General features: G+C 35.5%; 17 protein-coding genes. 11 read left to right on the top strand and 6 right to left on the bottom strand.

Annotated elements, in window-relative coordinates; translation table 11 throughout:
* The first annotated feature begins 290 nt into the window (after positions 1-290).
* Positions 291-416: a hypothetical protein gene (locus tag GH741_RS22195; protein ID WP_276608252.1), complete on the top strand. Its 126-nt coding sequence runs from the start codon at positions 291-293 to the stop codon at positions 414-416.
* Positions 417-526: 110 nt separating this feature from the next.
* Here the strand turns inward: GH741_RS22195 and GH741_RS20125 are convergent, their stop codons facing one another.
* Complete coding sequence (locus GH741_RS20125; RefSeq protein WP_240795576.1) at positions 527-1,105, bottom strand: CBO0543 family protein; 579 nt, start codon at positions 1,103-1,105, stop codon at positions 527-529.
* Between the two features lie 217 nt (positions 1,106-1,322).
* Between GH741_RS20125 and yhbH the strand changes: the two genes are divergently transcribed.
* Positions 1,323-2,483, top strand: coding sequence for a sporulation protein YhbH (yhbH, locus tag GH741_RS20120; RefSeq protein ID WP_153738553.1), 1,161 nt, complete (start codon positions 1,323-1,325; stop codon positions 2,481-2,483).
* A gap of 177 nt (positions 2,484-2,660) precedes the next feature.
* Here the strand turns inward: yhbH and GH741_RS20115 are convergent, their stop codons facing one another.
* Together GH741_RS20115 and GH741_RS20110 are read right to left on the bottom strand one after the other, a co-directional pair.
* Positions 2,661-3,056, bottom strand: a complete 396-nt coding sequence (locus tag GH741_RS20115) for a spore coat protein (RefSeq protein WP_153738552.1) — start codon at positions 3,054-3,056, stop codon at positions 2,661-2,663.
* Between the two features lie 26 nt (positions 3,057-3,082).
* Positions 3,083-3,370, bottom strand: a complete 288-nt coding sequence (locus GH741_RS20110) for a hypothetical protein (RefSeq protein ID WP_153738551.1) — start codon at positions 3,368-3,370, stop codon at positions 3,083-3,085.
* 280 nt (positions 3,371-3,650) lie between these two features.
* Between GH741_RS20110 and GH741_RS20105 the strand changes: the two genes are divergently transcribed.
* From GH741_RS20105 to GH741_RS20085, 5 genes are all read left to right on the top strand, one after another.
* The gene (locus GH741_RS20105; protein ID WP_153738550.1) at positions 3,651-4,526 is read left to right on the top strand and encodes an ROK family protein; all 876 of its coding nucleotides are present in this window, start codon (positions 3,651-3,653) and stop codon (positions 4,524-4,526) included.
* A gap of 135 nt (positions 4,527-4,661) precedes the next feature.
* Positions 4,662-5,162, top strand: coding sequence for a hypothetical protein (locus GH741_RS20100; protein ID WP_153738549.1), 501 nt, complete (start codon positions 4,662-4,664; stop codon positions 5,160-5,162).
* Positions 5,163-5,354: 192 nt separating this feature from the next.
* Positions 5,355-6,545, top strand: coding sequence for a NupC/NupG family nucleoside CNT transporter (locus GH741_RS20095; RefSeq protein WP_153738548.1), 1,191 nt, complete (start codon positions 5,355-5,357; stop codon positions 6,543-6,545).
* A gap of 122 nt (positions 6,546-6,667) precedes the next feature.
* Entirely contained in the window at positions 6,668-8,095 is a 1,428-nt protein-coding gene (locus GH741_RS20090) for an aldehyde dehydrogenase family protein (protein WP_153738547.1), read from the top strand.
* A gap of 167 nt (positions 8,096-8,262) precedes the next feature.
* Positions 8,263-8,844 (top strand): YIP1 family protein, encoded by a 582-nt coding sequence (locus GH741_RS20085; protein WP_153738546.1) that lies wholly within the window; start codon positions 8,263-8,265, stop codon positions 8,842-8,844.
* A gap of 36 nt (positions 8,845-8,880) precedes the next feature.
* Here GH741_RS20085 and GH741_RS20080 read toward each other — a convergent pair whose 3' ends face one another.
* Positions 8,881-9,021 carry a hypothetical protein gene (locus GH741_RS20080; protein ID WP_153738545.1) on the bottom strand — a complete coding sequence of 47 codons (141 nt, stop codon included), beginning with the start codon at positions 9,019-9,021 and terminating at the stop codon, positions 8,881-8,883.
* Positions 9,022-9,730: 709 nt separating this feature from the next.
* On the bottom strand, positions 9,731-11,092 hold the full coding sequence (locus tag GH741_RS20075; RefSeq protein ID WP_338079585.1) for an MATE family efflux transporter: 1,362 nt from the start codon (positions 11,090-11,092) through the stop codon (positions 9,731-9,733).
* A gap of 170 nt (positions 11,093-11,262) precedes the next feature.
* On the opposite strand from GH741_RS20075, the gene GH741_RS20070 reads away from it, so the two are divergent.
* Complete coding sequence (locus GH741_RS20070; RefSeq protein ID WP_153738543.1) at positions 11,263-12,333, top strand: undecaprenyldiphospho-muramoylpentapeptide beta-N-acetylglucosaminyltransferase; 1,071 nt, start codon at positions 11,263-11,265, stop codon at positions 12,331-12,333.
* A gap of 42 nt (positions 12,334-12,375) precedes the next feature.
* Here GH741_RS20070 and GH741_RS20065 read toward each other — a convergent pair whose 3' ends face one another.
* Positions 12,376-12,960 carry a YczE/YyaS/YitT family protein gene (locus tag GH741_RS20065; RefSeq protein WP_476693060.1) on the bottom strand — a complete coding sequence of 195 codons (585 nt, stop codon included), beginning with the start codon at positions 12,958-12,960 and terminating at the stop codon, positions 12,376-12,378.
* Positions 12,961-13,293: 333 nt separating this feature from the next.
* Here GH741_RS20065 and GH741_RS20060 point away from each other — a divergent pair, with 333 nt between their 5' ends.
* The 3 genes from GH741_RS20060 (at position 13,294) to GH741_RS20050 (ending at position 16,310) form a co-directional block, all read left to right on the top strand.
* On the top strand, positions 13,294-13,641 hold the full coding sequence (locus tag GH741_RS20060; protein WP_205677358.1) for a hypothetical protein: 348 nt from the start codon (positions 13,294-13,296) through the stop codon (positions 13,639-13,641).
* A gap of 328 nt (positions 13,642-13,969) precedes the next feature.
* Positions 13,970-14,971, top strand: coding sequence for an ABC transporter substrate-binding protein (locus tag GH741_RS20055; RefSeq protein ID WP_153738540.1), 1,002 nt, complete (start codon positions 13,970-13,972; stop codon positions 14,969-14,971).
* A gap of 325 nt (positions 14,972-15,296) precedes the next feature.
* Entirely contained in the window at positions 15,297-16,310 is a 1,014-nt protein-coding gene (locus GH741_RS20050) for an ABC transporter substrate-binding protein (protein ID WP_153738539.1), read from the top strand.
* Positions 16,311-16,453 lie beyond the last annotated feature (143 nt).

The raw sequence follows: 16,453 nt of genomic DNA, 5'->3' as shown, positions 1-16,453 counted from the left end.
CATTTTGATACACCTAAAAAGTAGTGTTCAAAACGATTATTGGGGTGCTTTTGAAAAGTCAAGTGCTTTTCAGCCTAATTCAGAATAATAATAACTAATTAACTACCATAATTTGTAAGACTACCTTGATGACATTGGGCCTCAGCCTCCTCAGAATCAAAAAGCGATTCTTCCGGGGTCTTCGGACACGCGCTGTTCCCATAGGAGTCTACGTATTCTGCCTGCACTGTTAGGGGTGTTCTGATTATTGAGGGAAAAGTCGTACTGTATGTTGAGAGAATTTCCCACTCTTGAAATCACAGCTATTAAAATTTGTTGAACTAAACTACGCTAGTTTTGATCTTATCTGTCTCCCTTTTATAATTGTTGCAGATATGATGATGACTGCCCGGAGCGCAAATCAACATAGCAGTTAGGACGCAATTTATATCAACTGCGAATATTTAGAACAACAAAACTTACAAAATGAGCCTTTATGTTCAACATTACCAATGCTAGTTTTCAGATAGCAATGGGTAATCAAGTTCTAATTTATTAGAGTTACTCCTGTATAAACACCAGCTAGAAATATAGTTAAAATAAGAATTACATGGACAACAATCCAAGCCCATTTTCCGTATCTGAATGATTCTGAAAGAATTGGTTTTCGTAGGTAGGGTGGAATAATCTTGCTTCCCAAAATTTCAAACAGTAGAAAAAAGACCCACCATAATGTGTAGCTATTCCATAAATTCCATTCGTCTTCAAACTTGAAAATTGTTGTATTTTTAAGAATGACCTCTCCTAAAACTCCCAAATGAATAACTGTCCAATAAAAAGGGATTTTAAAAACCCATCGTTCAGGACTATATCTGACTCCAAACATTACGATAAACGGAAAAAGAGTTGAAACTAGCCCATATGGAATGAGGAATGCGCCATGTAGAACATTGTTAGGAAAAGAGTATAATCCAATTCTGGTGAACATATAGCATGCCAAATTGGCAGTTAGTAAACTAATTATAAAAAGGAACCCGAAACGTCTCCAATCTAATCGAATAAAATAAAAACATCCTATACTTCCAGCCGCTATCATAAATAACATGGTAATTTCAATAAAATCCATTAGATTCATCCTACTGTTTTCCCTTATTTTGTACTATTGTCTATAGATTAATGCTTTAATAGTTTATTTTGTGGAAGAAATTTAATGGTTCCGTTCACTCGCCACTTAATGATGACTTGAAAAAGTTTGCATGTCCTTTTAATTAATTTTTCAAAAAGTTTAATCAAAGGCTTTTTTATCGCATAGTATAGTTAATAAATCTAAAGGAGGGGAATAAATGGGTGATACAAAAAACTTTGTTATTTCTGAAGAAGATTGGTCCCTCCACAGAAAAGGGTATGACGACCAAAAGCGACACCAAGACAAAGTACAGGATGTCCTCAAGAACAAACTCCCCGATTTAGTTAGCGAAGAAAACATCATTTTGTCTCGTGGTAAAGACATTGTAAAGATTCCGATCCGTTCACTCGATGAATACAAAATTAGATACAGTCAAGAAAAGAATAAACATGCCGGTCAAGGTGATGGCGATAGTCAGGTTGGAGACGTAGTTGCTAAAGATGGAAAACCAAAACAAGGACCAGGTAAAGGACCTGGTGCTGGGGATCAAGCAGGTCAAGATTACTATGAAGCTGAAGTCTCATTTGAGGAGCTTGAAGAAACATTTTTTGAGCACTTAGAACTTCCAAATTTACAGGAAAAAGAAAAAGACAACATTATAGTAACTGATGTAGAATTTCGAGATATAAGGAAGAAAGGCCTTCTTGGTAATATTGATAAAAAGCGAACGATGCTAGAAGCCTTTAAGCGAAATGCGATGGATGGAAAAGGAAAATTTACTCCTATCTATCCAGATGATCTCCGCTTTAAGACATGGGATGATATTGAAAAACCAGAATCAAAGGCTGTAGTATTAGCGATGATGGATACTAGTGGTTCAATGGGAATGTGGGAAAAATATATGGCAAGAAGCTTTTTCTTCTGGATGACAAGATTTTTACGGTCTAAATATGAAACAGTTGATATTGAGTTTATCGCTCATCATACGGAAGCAAAGGTTGTTGATGAAGAATCCTTTTTCTCAAAAGGAGAAAGTGGTGGAACCATTTGTTCTTCTGCTTACCGCAAGTCTTTAGAACTTATTGAGGAAAAATACTCCCCGAATCAATATAATATTTATCCGTTTCACTTCTCAGATGGTGATAATTTAACATCTGACAACAGGCGTTGTGTTTCATTGGTGCAAGAATTACTCGAATATTCTAGTATGTTTGGATACGGCGAGGTCAATCAATACAACCGACATTCTACATTAATGCAAGTGTTCCGCCAAATGGAAGATCCAAAATTGAAATATTACGTACTAAGAAAAAAAACAGATGTATTCTATGCAATGAAGAAGTTCTTCTCGAACCAAACCGATGAAGCAGCTTTATAGAATTAGATTTCGTCATCTTTAATATAAAACAATATATTCTAAGTAAAAATAAATAACCCCAAGGAACGTTTTATAAACGGTCCCTGGGGTTTTCGTTTATAGACATATTTTGTTGTGTCAAAAACGAGATGGGATGAATACACTACTGATGAGATATCTCCCTACCTTTAGACCAGACTATAAAATATCTAGTTGGCCAACTAGTGAAATTAAGACCTGAAGAAGCACTTGGATGGAAGCTGCTACATCAGTGTCTGTTGTTGAAACAGTTACATTTTCAGATCCATCAATAACGATTAATTGTCGATTTAATTGATCAATTTGAGAGTATGCAAGTAATTCTTCTGTTACTTTTTCAGCCCGTGAGCTATCTGCAATAGAAATATTAACAACAATTGCTATAGCTACTTGGAGCGCTACCTGTAATGATACAGCCACCTGCGTATCTGTGGTATCTACGGTTACTTCAGTAGAGTTCAAAATGAATATTGCTTCTCTAGATGACTGTTCGATATCCGAAATTTCATTTGCGTACTGACTTACAGCTTTTGCTTCGTTATTAGTTTTTCCCATACATAATTCCTCCTTTTAAATTTTTATTAAGACTTTGATTTGTTTCTAATATTTTGGAGTTGTTTAACTAAATCCTCAGTGGATGGAGCAGAAAGACTATTGTTCTTATTCTGTTGATTAGCCAAAAATGCTTCAGTTTGTGTCCTTAATCTGTCTACAGAATCTTTGATTTGCCCCTTTTCACTGTTTGATAGACTCTTAATTCGCTTGCTTTCCTTAGAAATGTTGTGTTTGTTTAACAAGTCAGAAACATGCATGTTAATTAGGCTGTTAGAAATCTCATTAAGATTGTCATTCAATTCTTTATTTGCCAAATTTATTCCCTCCTTTTCGATTGGCTTACAATATGTATAGTCAAAAGAAAAAGAATTGGAAGGGCTAAGATAGAAAAAAAACAATAAATGGTGATAATCACTGATAAACCTGTCTTACTTTAGCGAGAAATGAACATATTAACTTTTTTATGATATTCACAAAAAAGTTAATATGTAATGTGTCTTGCTATACTATTTAAGTTATAATAAAGTTATTAGTTTATGGATAATACCCTAAATATGTGCATATTGAATTAGAAATAAGAACCGGAGTGATAAAATGAAACAATACATAGCATTTGATATTGGTGGAACATATGTAAAATATGCACTAATTCAAGAAGATGCATTAATAATTGAAAATGGCAAAAAGAAAACGCCTTCAACCTTAGAAGGATTAATCAGCTTAATTGAAAATCATATTAACCAATATAAAACTATTAATTTAGAAGGTATTGCGATTAGTGCTCCAGGAGCAGTATCAGATGAAGGAATAATATATGGATCAAGTGCTCTTCCCTATTTACATGGACCTAATATTAAGAAGTTAGTAAGTGAACGTACTGAGATGGATGTTTACATAGAGAACGATGCTAACTGCGCTGGCCTTGCAGAAATATGGAATGGATCTGCCAAAGGAAAAAAGGATGTTCTTGCTGTTGTTTTAGGAACTGGTATCGGTGGAGCAGTAATAAAAGATGGCTCACTACATAAGGGTGCGAATTTGCATGGTGGAGAGTTTGGTTATATGGTTATGGATGCTAAACAAACCACTTGGAGCGGGGTAGCTGCCACGGGGGCACTCGTGAAAAATGTGACAAAAATTAAAGGTGCTGAGCCTGGCACTCTAAATGGAGAAATAATTTTTAAGCTAGCTGAAGAAGGAGATACAGATTGCCTTAATGCGATTGATGAATTTTATCACATGCTAGCTGCAGGGATTTATAATCTGCAATATATATACGATCCCGAATTAATTTTAATTGGTGGAGGAATTAGTGCAAGAGATGATCTGGTTGACAATATCAATTTAAAGTTGAAGAAGATTATGGAAGCTGTTAAAGTGGCCAAAATTGTTCCTAATATTGAAGTATGTAAGTATAGACAGAACGCAAACTTGCTAGGGGCAGTATATGGTTTTATAAAAGAAAATTAAAAAAATCAGTCAACTGTGGCTGGTTTTTTTAATTTTCTTTTGAAATTTTATGAAACTATGAGTAGATCTAGTTCGTCTAATAGGTAAAGAGACAAAAAATGACAAAAAATTTACATTTATGGGAGGGGCGATCAAGTGAAAAATAAACTACTATTATTTTCTTTAACTTTAATAATATTGATAGCAGGTTGCCAAAGTGAACCAATCCCTAATGGTTTTTATTCCTATAACATAGAGGAAGTCAAAATTGCAGTCAATACGCTTTCATTTCAACCAGAAATACCTCAATTTGTTCCAATGGAAGTAGAGTTTCTAGTTTCAGATCATTTTACAATAACAGATACAGACATAGAAGCCTTGGATGTTAGTTTTTACACTAGAGACAATGATTTACTATCCATTCAGTTTATTGACGGTAATATAAGTGAACCTGTTGTTGAATCTGAGAATGTAAAAATTGTAAATGAAATAAATGGGGAATACGTTGATAATTCGTATGCTAAAACGTTGTATTGGAAAGAGGATGGAATCACATACAAAATGATCTATCGGTCAAGTACTGTTGGTGAAGAATCACAGGATGAAAAGGTTTCAAAGGAACAATTGTTACAGGTAGCAAGATCATTTCATTCATAACTAGATGAATTTAACTTTTAAAAGACTGGTGCAGTAAAACATGTACCAGTCTTTTTGTATGGAAAATACGTGATTCTTTCTTAATAAGTCTACCTGTGTAAATCAACAGAATTCCCAAACTGCCAAATTTAAGAATTATTTTGTACTTAAGTGAAGACAATACAAGTATCAAAATATTTGGAGGGAGTATTAATGGATATACTTTTAGGATTACTTGCAATTATTGTGGTTATTGGGATTGCATTCCTGATGTCAAATGATCGTAAAAACATAAACTATCTAGGCATTGGCATCATGTTAGTTGCACAAGTAATTACTACATGGTTCATGTTTGAAACTTCAATTGGTAATTGGGTAATACAAAGGATTTCTGATATTTTTAATAGGCTAATTGAGTTCGGTACTTCAGGAGTTAGCTTCGTGGTTGGTGGATTGATGGTAGATGAAGGTGGGGGTGTATTCTTTTTTAATGTACTTTTATTAATTATTTTCTTCGCTACGATACTTTCTGTGCTAACTTATCTAAGGGTTCTGCCTGTACTAATTAAATACTTAGGCGGATTTATCTCTTATATTACTGGACTTCCAAAGGTTGAATCGTTTAACGCTGTTAATAGTATTTTCTTTGGACAGTCGGAAGCAATAATCGCGATTAAGTCCCAATTTCATCATCTAAATAATAATCGTTTATACATAGTGAGTGCATCTGCAATGGGATCGGTGTCAGCATCGATAATTGGTGCTTACATGCAGATGCTACCAGCAGAATATGTACTAGTTGCTTTACCATTGAATATGTTCAGTTCACTAATTATAGCTTCGATTATAGCTCCAGTTATAGTAAATAAGGAAGACGATAAAGTTGATATAAAAGAGGTATCTGACTCAAAGAGCATATTTGAAGCAATGGCGAATGGTGCATTAGACGGTGGAAAAATTGCTCTAATTGTAGCAGCGATGCTAATAGCTTTTATTGCATCCTTGGAATTAGTTAATGCAATTATTCAATCAGTATTTGCTGGAACAACAATTCAACAGATATTAGGTTATGTACTTGCTCCAATTGGTATATTAATGGGGATCGCTCCAAGTGAAGTAATCCAAGCTGGCGGAATTATGGGTACAAAAATTGTAACGAATGAATTTGTTGCGATGTTGGAATTACAGCCTTTAGTCGATACATTCTCAGTTAAAACAGTCGGTATTGTCTCGGTATTTTTAACTAGCTTTGCCAATTTTTCATCTATTGGTATTATTGCCGGAACAGTTCAAGGAATAAATGCTGAAAAAGGTGCTGAAGTTTCTCGTTTTGGTTTTAAGCTACTAATTGGTGCTACCCTAGGGTCAATTCTTTCTGCAACTATGGCAGGATTATTCTTATAATAAGCATGGAGAGTTTTGATTAATTTCAGAGCTCTCTTTTTATCTTGGAAAAATCACCGATAAGGTTTTAATTTTTCTGTTAGTGGAATATAACTGATAAACCGTAGGGAGGAAAGATAATAATGTCTCAAGTATATAAGCTTTACATAAATGGGCAATGGATTGAAACAAGCGAAAAGAAAGACGTACTAGATAAATACAGCCAAGAAGTATATGGTTCCGTATTTCAAGCTGGAGAAGATGATGTTAACCGAGCAGTAGAGTCTGCTCAAGAGGCTTACCGGTCAAAGGATCTCTCACCTTATGAACGATTTAAAGTGCTGCAACGAGTGAGTGAGCTATTAATGGAAAGAAAAGAAGAACTTGCAAATTGTATTACGAAAGAAGCAGGAAAACCACTGAAGCAAGCTAGAAATGAGATTGATCGCTCAGCCCAGACATTTGAAATTGCTGCAGAGGAAGCAAAAAGAATTCATGGAGAAGGCGTTCCGGTCGAGGCTGCACCTGGTTCCGAAAACCGGATGGCCTTTACCATAAAAGTTCCTGTTGGTGTAGTAGGGGCGATTAGTCCATTCAATTTTCCGTTAAATCTTGTTGCCCATAAAGTAGCGCCTGCACTCGCTGCCGGAAACGCGGTTGTATTAAAACCAGCAAGTACGACACCTATTACTGCTTTAAAATTAGCAGAAGTTTTTGAAGAAGCTGGACTACCTGCTGGTTTATTTAATGTGGTTGTAGGTTCTGGTTCGACCGTCGGGGAGCAAATGATGAAAGACGATCGAATCAATTTATTTACATTTACTGGTAGTGCAGAGGTCGGATTGAAATTAAAACAAAACACAGGTTTAAAGAAATTGATTTTAGAACTAGGTAATAATTCGCCTGTTATTGTGGATAAAGAAGCTGATATCGATCAGGCGGCGAAAAACATTGCTCAAAAAAGCTTTGCCTTCGCTGGACAGGTGTGTATATCCGTTCAACGTATTTATGTTCATGATTCAATTAAAGAAGAGTTCCAAGGAAAACTTGTCGAAGAAGTTAAACAATTAAAGGTCGGTGATCCAAACGACCCTGATACGGATGTAGGTCCAATGATTGCTGAAAAAGAGGCCATTCGTGCCGAGGAATGGGTGAATGAGGCAGTTAAGAACGGAGCTGAGATTATATGTGGTGGTGAACGGAACGAGGCCGTTATGCAACCTACTATACTTGGTAATGTTAAGAAGGATATGAAAGTAGTTTGTGATGAAGTTTTTGCTCCGATTGTCAGTATTATTTCATTTACTGAAATCGATGCATGTATAGATGAATTAAATGAATCTCCATACGGCTTACAAGGTGGAATTTTCACCAAAAATCTTGATACCGCTTTTTATGCCGCGCGCAAGGTTCAAGTGGGTGGTTTAATGATTAATGATGCTTCACAATACAGAGTCGATCTAATGCCCTATGGTGGTATAAAAGATAGCGGTAACGGTAAAGAGGGACCTAAGTACTCAATTAAAGAAATGACTGAGGAAAGACTAATTGTTTTGAATTTGGAAAATTAATATGAGATTACATTAGCTAGGTTACAAATAGTAGCCTAGCTGTTTTATTTGTGTACAACTAGAAACTATTTTTGTAGAACCTAATGACACTATATAGGTTCCGAAAACCAATCATACGATGAACTTGTATTAATATGTTAATATATAGGAGGTAAGGGGGATAATACATGACTATTAAAGAAAGCCTATTAAGATTTTGGCTTCACCCGGGGAATACAATTAAGAACGAAGTAGAGAGAAATACAATGAAAGCCCCAGTCATTATCGTTCTAATAGCTGGAATATATGATTTTTTTACTATTTTGCAAACGAATAATGTTGGGGATGAATTTTCACTTACTGCCATTTCGATATTGGCTATACTATTTGGTCCAGCGATTGGTTACATTTACTTTTTAATCGGCTCTTGGATAACGGACTTAATAGCAGGTTGGTTTGGTGGGGACCGTGATTTACGAAGATTCCGAATAGCCTATGCTTGGGCAAGTTTACCAACGATCATTAATTTAGTTGTAGTTTTACCATTTATATTTACTGCAAAAGAAACATTTTTCTTAGAAACCTATCAACCTATGTTTTATTTAGTAATTGATGGTCTGCTAGTAATTCCTTATACTATTTACTTTGTAATTGCAATTAAGGTTTTCTATGGTTTTTCTTGGTTCAAAGCAATTATAGTTTATGTTTTACCTGCATTCTTGTTGGCTGGACTAATCTTGTTAATTACTTTGCCGTTTCTATTTTTATAATGAATGTACTTTTCTACTATTGTTTATAGGGCCCAGTCAAAGTAAGTTTTGTTGGTTTTCAACTTCGTAGTTGATGAAAAATACGACGTAACTATTAGTTGTGATTTGCTTGTTACCTTCTCTTTTTAATTGCTGATATACACCGTTTCGGCAGAATACTTCGCTTTCCATGGGCACGACCTCAGCCTCCTCAGAACCAAAGAACGATTCTTCCGGGGTCTTCGGAACGCGCTGTTCCCACAGGCGTCTACGTATTCTGCCTACACTATGTTCTGGGTTGTCGAAGAATAAAACCCATAGTGTCTAAGTTTCATGGAGCATTTCTCCTCATCTTAGAATAGCTTCTGTCGAAGTGAGCTGAACTCCATGAAAAGTTTATTTCATGAAATATAACTACTCTGAATAGAAAATCTACTAGCGTAATCTAAATATGTAGGTTCCTATGGAAACGAGGGCCATTCATTATGTATGACAAGGAATGCTTCGACAGTGTTACATTAAATCGCATGAAGAAAATGGGTTTGTACTTTTAAGGAGTCTTCATGTACTTCCTGCTAAAGTATAGTCTTGTGTTTGTTAACCTTCAATAAACAACAGCTATTTACTTATATGATTGTGATTGGAGCGCAGGGCAGTCGACTCCTGCGGGAAAAGCGACGGCTGAAAATCCCGCAGGAAGTGGTATTCTTCCGAGGAAGTTTAAGCGTTGCCCGCGGAAAGCGACTGCCCGGAGCGCAAATCAACATATTAGTTACGTCTTAGTTACACCGCAGTCTATGTATTATCTGCCACAACGTTTTTTAAAAAATAACTTTTCCAATAACAAAACAAACGTCTCTCCAATGGAATAGACGTTTGTTTTGAATGGGTAACATGATAGTTCATATTACTCCGTTGCATACTTTCTTAATAATTTATTTTGCAAATAATACATTCGACCGAATAAGGTAATGGCTCCAGCGCTAAGGCCAATGATTAATCCCATCCAGTAACCATATGGTCCGAAATCTGTATAGTTGGCGAGTAACCAACCACTCGGGAGACCAATCATCCAATAGGATACTAGTGACATCCAAAACGTTATGTTTACATCTTTATATCCACGCAATGACCCTTGTAGTGGTGCACCAAACGCATCAGCAAATTGAAAGAAAATTGCATAGAATATAAAATGCTTTGTTAGTTCGACTACTTCAGGATTTGTGTTATATAAACGGGCTATTTGGTCATCAAAGGCTAATAGAATAAATCCAGCAACAATCGCAATGAATACTCCAGATACAATTCCCATATATGAATAAGTACGAGCATCTTTAATTCGCTTGGCTCCAACCTCGAATCCTACAGCTATGGTTAAGGCTGTTGCAATACTTAACGGAATCATATAGATAAAAGAAGCGAAATTAATAGCAGCCTGGTGAGCAGCAATGGTGTATGTACTATAGACGCTCATGAATAAAGTAACAGCTGAAAAAATACTTACTTCAAAAAATATCGAAAAACCAATAGGAACTCCAATTTTCAATTGGTCCCACCATGCTTGAATAGATGGTCGCGTCCACTGTTTGAAAATTTTATGATCGGCAAAAGGTCTTACCTTATATACAATCCCAACTGTAATACCACACACTAGCCAGTAGGTCAAAGCAGATGCAATACCCGCTCCAATTCCTCCTAGTTCTGGCGCACCAAACTTCCCGAAAATAAACATATAATTAAACGCAATATTTAAGGGTAAAGCTATTAGTATAATAAACATTGAGATTCTTGTTTGTCCTAATGCATCAATATAACAACGGATTAGGTTGAAAATAAATAGTGGAATAATGCCTATTCCAATTGTAATTAGGTAGTACTTTGCCACGTAACGAACACGCTCTTCTAAATCCATAAGATTTAAAATAGGATCTAGTAAAAGGAAAGCAATAATAGAAACGATAATTCCTAAGAAAACTGCCAGATAAATACCTTGTCTAACTGTCTCAGGAACATTTTTGTCATTTCTAGCCCCAATCAACTGAGCAACAATAGGTGAGATCGCCATCAGAACTCCATTTATGCCGGTAGAAATAGGTACCCACAGGCTCGAACCGATTGCAACACCTGCTAATTCTTCAGCACCTGAATTACCCGACATGACAGTATCAAAAAAATTCATTGCATACATGCTTAATTGTGTAATTAGAATAGGTATAAGGATTGCGGAAAATAATTTTATTTTTTGTTTGAGTGTGTTAGTTTGATACACGAATCTCTTCCCTTTTAACTTAATTTCCATTAGGATAGAGAGGATTATAGCACATTTTAATTTATTATGATATTTAACACTATTTATTAGTTACTAGATTTTTCTTATGAATGTTACAAGAAATGAGTATATTATACTGAGCAACTGTTTATATAGAAGGGGAGTAAGTCATGAAAAACAAGCGGATATTATTTACCGGTGGTGGAAGTGCAGGCCACGTAATCGTGAATTTAGCAATTATTCCAGTATTTCGTCAAGAAGGCTGGGAAATTGATTACATAGGGTCTAAAAACGGTATAGAGAAGGAATTAATTGGTGAATTGGACGGTGTAACTTACCATCAGATATCTACGGGGAAACTGAGAAGGTACTTTTCTAAAGAAAATTTTAAAGATCCATTCAAAGTCATGAACGGAACACTACAGTCCTTTCGAATATTAGGAAAGAAGAAGCCCTCAGTGATATTCTCTAAAGGTGGATTCGTATCTGTTCCTGTCTTGGCAGCAGCATGGATGCGGAGAATTCCAGCCGTCATTCATGAATCAGATTACACTCCAGGACTTGCGAATAAGTTAGCTACTCCATTTGCCAAAAAGGTTTTGGCAACTTTTCCAGAAACAATGCAGTACTTACCGGAGGATAAAGCGGAGTGGGTAGGTGCTGTAGTTAGAAATGAGTTATTCCAAGGCAGTAAAACAAAAGGATTGGAACTTGCCAAATTAACGAATAGTAAACCAGTATTGCTTATTATGGGGGGCAGTGGTGGTGCGCAGAAAATTAATCAAGCGGTTCGAGAGCAACTAGATATTTTATTAAAGGAATTTCAAATCATTCATATATGTGGCAAAGGCAATGTTGACGACTCCTTGAATGTTGATGGGTATTCGCAGTTTGATTATGTAAATAAAGAATTAAGTGATTTATTTGCTGCAACTGATTTTATATTATCACGTGCTGGTTCGAACGCTATTTTTGAGTTTCTTGCATTAAAAAAACCTATGTTGCTGATTCCATTATCTCGGAATGCTAGCCGTGGGGATCAACTTTTAAATGCAAAGTCTTTTCAAAAACAGGGCTATGCAAATATGGTTGAGGAAGAAGATTTAACTGAAGGTCGATTAGTAAAAGAATTAATGCGACTAAAAGATTCAAAAAATAATATGTTAAAGAATATGCGTAATTATGAAAGTCACCAAGCGAAAGATACTGTCATTAAAATTATTAAAGATGCACAAAAATAAACAGGCAAGACTCCTTTTAAAAGAAGGGGTCTTGCCTGTTTACTATATTCTTTGATACAAAGGGGTCATAATCCGTAGCCATGATTGTATGCAGTAACCAATACCAAGTGTCATGATGATCGTTCCAACACCTACAGGCCCACCTAGGAAGTAGGCTAGTAGTGTGACGCTTAATGCAACCAATGTTTGAGATACTCGTACACTCCAGTTGAACTTAATACTAAGTACAAAAATAATTCGATCGACCGGAGATAACGGGAAATTTGGTTGCACATAAGTGGCAATGCCTAGAGCAGCAATTATAATTCCCAAACCTAGTACAAGCAGCTTAACAAGAAGAGGACTTTGCTGAAACGAAACGTTTACAAGTACAATTTCCAACCAAAAATCTATTGCCAAGCTTTCTAAAAAGATAGCGATAATGGACTCGTATTCAGGTCGTTTTTTTGAGATGATAAAATTCAAAATAAGAACCAAAGTTTGAATAATTCCTAACCAAATACCGACAGTTAAGCCAAAATTACCTTGAAAGGCAATAGCTAAAGCGGACCAAAATCCAGTTCCAAAGGATGCTTTGATGATCAACGATAATCCTAATAATGTTATAAAGATTCCAGTTACATATATAGCTACTTTAATAATAATGTTAAGTCCACCTCCAAAACCGAAAGCCTAACAGCAAATTATACTCGAGTTAGTAGTTTTTTTCCAAATATAAGTATCCTGTACAACACTAAACTAGTAGAAAGAGAAGACTGAATACCCTCACTCTAAATTATTAGTTGATCAAATACTTGTGCGTTTCCAACGGTTTTTAATTCGATGAATAAATTGCCGTTATAAAGGAATAGAATTAGTGCTTATCAACTGGATAAGTAAACACTTACTTAAATGAAGTTCAATAGTGGTTACTCGTATTGTAAGTTGTTATAATAAGAGAAATGGAGTACTAGAAAGGAAATGAAGATGGGTCCAAATATTTGTAGATATTGTTATAAAGAAATTAAAGATAGAGACGAGCTTGTTACAGCATCAAATTTTTTTAGAATTAAACCATTTCATTTTGTTTGTTTTAATGAATTAGAAAAAGAAGTAAGAACCCTATGGGGATTCTGGAAGCCTCTAAATGGTGTGTCTGGAAACACTAGAGCTATTATTTTGGCAATAGTTGCGGCATGGTTGTTATTCACTGATTCTCTGGGTGAGATTGGGGATTTAATTGGTGTCGTAGCACTTTATTCTGTACTTATTAGAATAATGTCTTATTTATTTTTTGAAATTAAAATATCTAAACAAAAACATCACTAGATTGTGGTGTTTTTTTATTTGATAGAAAACCGCAAAAAGATTAAAAATATAAAGCATTAGGTTGATTATTTTAAATTTTCAGACTAATAACCCTATTTATGACCTTTTTCGCACATTGGAGATTTTCTATTGTTTCGATATAATTTAATAAGATAACTATTTTTCATCTTCTCTAAAAGGTTTCAAATGAATAATCTCTAAGTAAGCTTAATAGCATGCGTTATATGCAAATACCAACATACTAACAGGGGATAGGATTTCAGCATATTTGGATGTAGAAAGACAGCTATATTTCTTTAACCAGAAAATTAACTTAGGGGGAAAACCTATGAAAAAGGTGTATTTGTTATTAGTTATCTCGTTGATTGTATTAGTTGGTTGCGGGAATACGGAAAACGTCAGTGAAGATAAAACAATAGAAACAATTGTGTTCGGAGATGCTCAATGGGATAGTTTTGCGTTTCATAATAGTGTTGCTTCAACCATTGTTGAACATGGTTATGGCTATGACACTGAGGTGATTTCAGGCTCAACAGCAGCAACTTTTCAGGGGTTAAGAGAAGGTGATATAAATGTCTATATGGAACTTTGGGTAGATAATCTTCAGGAAATCTATGATGAAGGAACAGAGGCAGGCGATATCGAAACAGTTTCAATAAACTATGATGATAATGAGCAAGGTCTTTATGTACCAACCTATGTGATTGAGGGTGACTCTGAGCGTGGGATTGAGCCAATGGCTCCAGATTTAAGATCTATAGAAGATTTAAAAGATTATCCTGAACTTTTTCAAGATGCGGAAGATTCAAGTAAAGGTCGAATTATCGGTGGTCCGACTGGATGGGTTGTTAGTGAACAAATGGAAACAAAGATAGAAACTTATGGCCTGGATGAAATGTACAACTATTTCTATCCAGGATCTGAAGCAGGGCTAATCACATCTCTAGCAGATGCTTATGAATCTGGAGAAGCCTGGGTTGGTTACTATTGGTCACCAACAGGGATAACTGCTAAATATGATCTGACTTTGTTAGAAGAACCAGAGTATGACAAAGAAATATTTCAAAAGAACTATGGGACTGCATTTCCTCCAGTCGATGTTGTTATAGCAGTTCATAAAGATTTGCCAGATCAAGCACCGGAGGTCGTTGAATTTCTTAGCAATTATCAAACAAGTAATGCATTGACTGAAGATGCTCTCAGATACATCGTTGAAAATGACGCATCTCCCGAAGAAGCAGCTCATTGGTGGATGGGTGAGCATGAGGATGTTTGGATTAATTGGGTCCCTGAAGATGTAGCTGAAAAAGTAATGAATTTCTTAAAATAAACAAATAGCTGGCTTTGAAGCCAGCTATTTTAGGTTTATCGTATATAATAAGTTTCTCTATTGTACTAGTTAAATCATGCTTTAAAAACTATGAAAATTGTATGTATAACTAGCATGAATTAATAAATACATTAAAAAGAGAATTAACTTAAGTTAAAGACTACTAACACAATAGACAGAAGAATACAGGATTTAAACAACTTAGATAAAATTTTCCTTCTATGAAATCTGAATGCTAGATTGAATATTATGTAAAAGTTGATTGTAGCATTTAATATGTCCAGTACATATTAAATATAAAATGCAAAAGGAGATAATAATTTATATGAAAAAAACAATATTGTTACTTTCTACAGTTTTCTTGTTGGTTCTTACTGCATGTGGCGGTACTGATGATACTAATGATGCCGGAAATGAGAGAGAGTTAGAAACAATTGTACTTACTGATGTGGGGTGGGATAGCATTCGTTTTCATAATAGTGTAGCTCAGATTATTATCGAAGAAGGATTCGGGTACGAAACAGAAGTCACACCAGGCTCTACCGCAGCTACAGTTCAAGGTCTGCGTAATGGTGATATCAATGTGTACATGGAAGTATGGACAGATAATATTAAAGAGGTTTATGAAGAAGCAATTGAAGTGGGAGACATTATAAAGGCTTCTACTAACTTTGCTGATAACACACAAGGTTTATATGTTCCGACTTACGTAATTGAAGGTGATGCAGAACGAGGAATTGAACCAGTAGCACCCGATTTAAGAACAGTAGAAGATTTAAAAAAATACCCTGAAGTTTTTAAAGATCCTGAAGATCCAGGTCGAGGTCGAATCTTAAATGCTCCGAGTGGTTGGGCAGTTGCAGAACGAATTGATGAAAAATTTGAAGCATATGGCTTAGATGAGACAATGAATAATTTTATGCCAGGTTCTGATGCTGCAATTGTAACTTCTTTAGCGGATGCCTACGAATCAGGCGAACCTTGGGTCGGTTACTACTGGTCTCCAACTGCTGTAACCGCAATGTATGATTTAACTCTACTTGAGGAACCGGAATATGACGAAGAGATTTGGAACGAAACTAGAGCAACTGAATTTCCACCAAATGATGTAGTTGTTGCTGTTCACAAAGATTTTCCGGCCCAAGCCCCTGAGGTTTATGACTTTTTGACTAATTATGAAACAAGCAGTGTGTTAACAGAAGAGGCATTAACTTATATGAATGAGAATGATGCTGATGCTGATGAAGCTGCACAGTGGTGGTTAAATGAGAATCAGGATGTTTGGACTGGTTGGGTTTCAGAAGATGTTGCTAGTAAAATTCTTGATTCACTAGAATAGTTACAACTTACAACAAGTAGGCTGGCTGCTACCTGGTCAGCTACTTTGTTATCTTATAATAGTTTTAATTTTCGTTACTTCCAGAACAAAAGGTATCCGGAAATATACAACCATAACAAAGCTATTTAATTTAAATTCAATTT

It is taken from the genome of Aquibacillus halophilus (assembly GCF_009649745.1).
GTDB lineage: Bacteria > Bacillota > Bacilli > Bacillales > Amphibacillaceae > Aquibacillus > Aquibacillus halophilus.
Note: the sequence above shows the minus strand (reverse complement) of the source record. Positions and strands in the feature narration are given on the sequence as shown.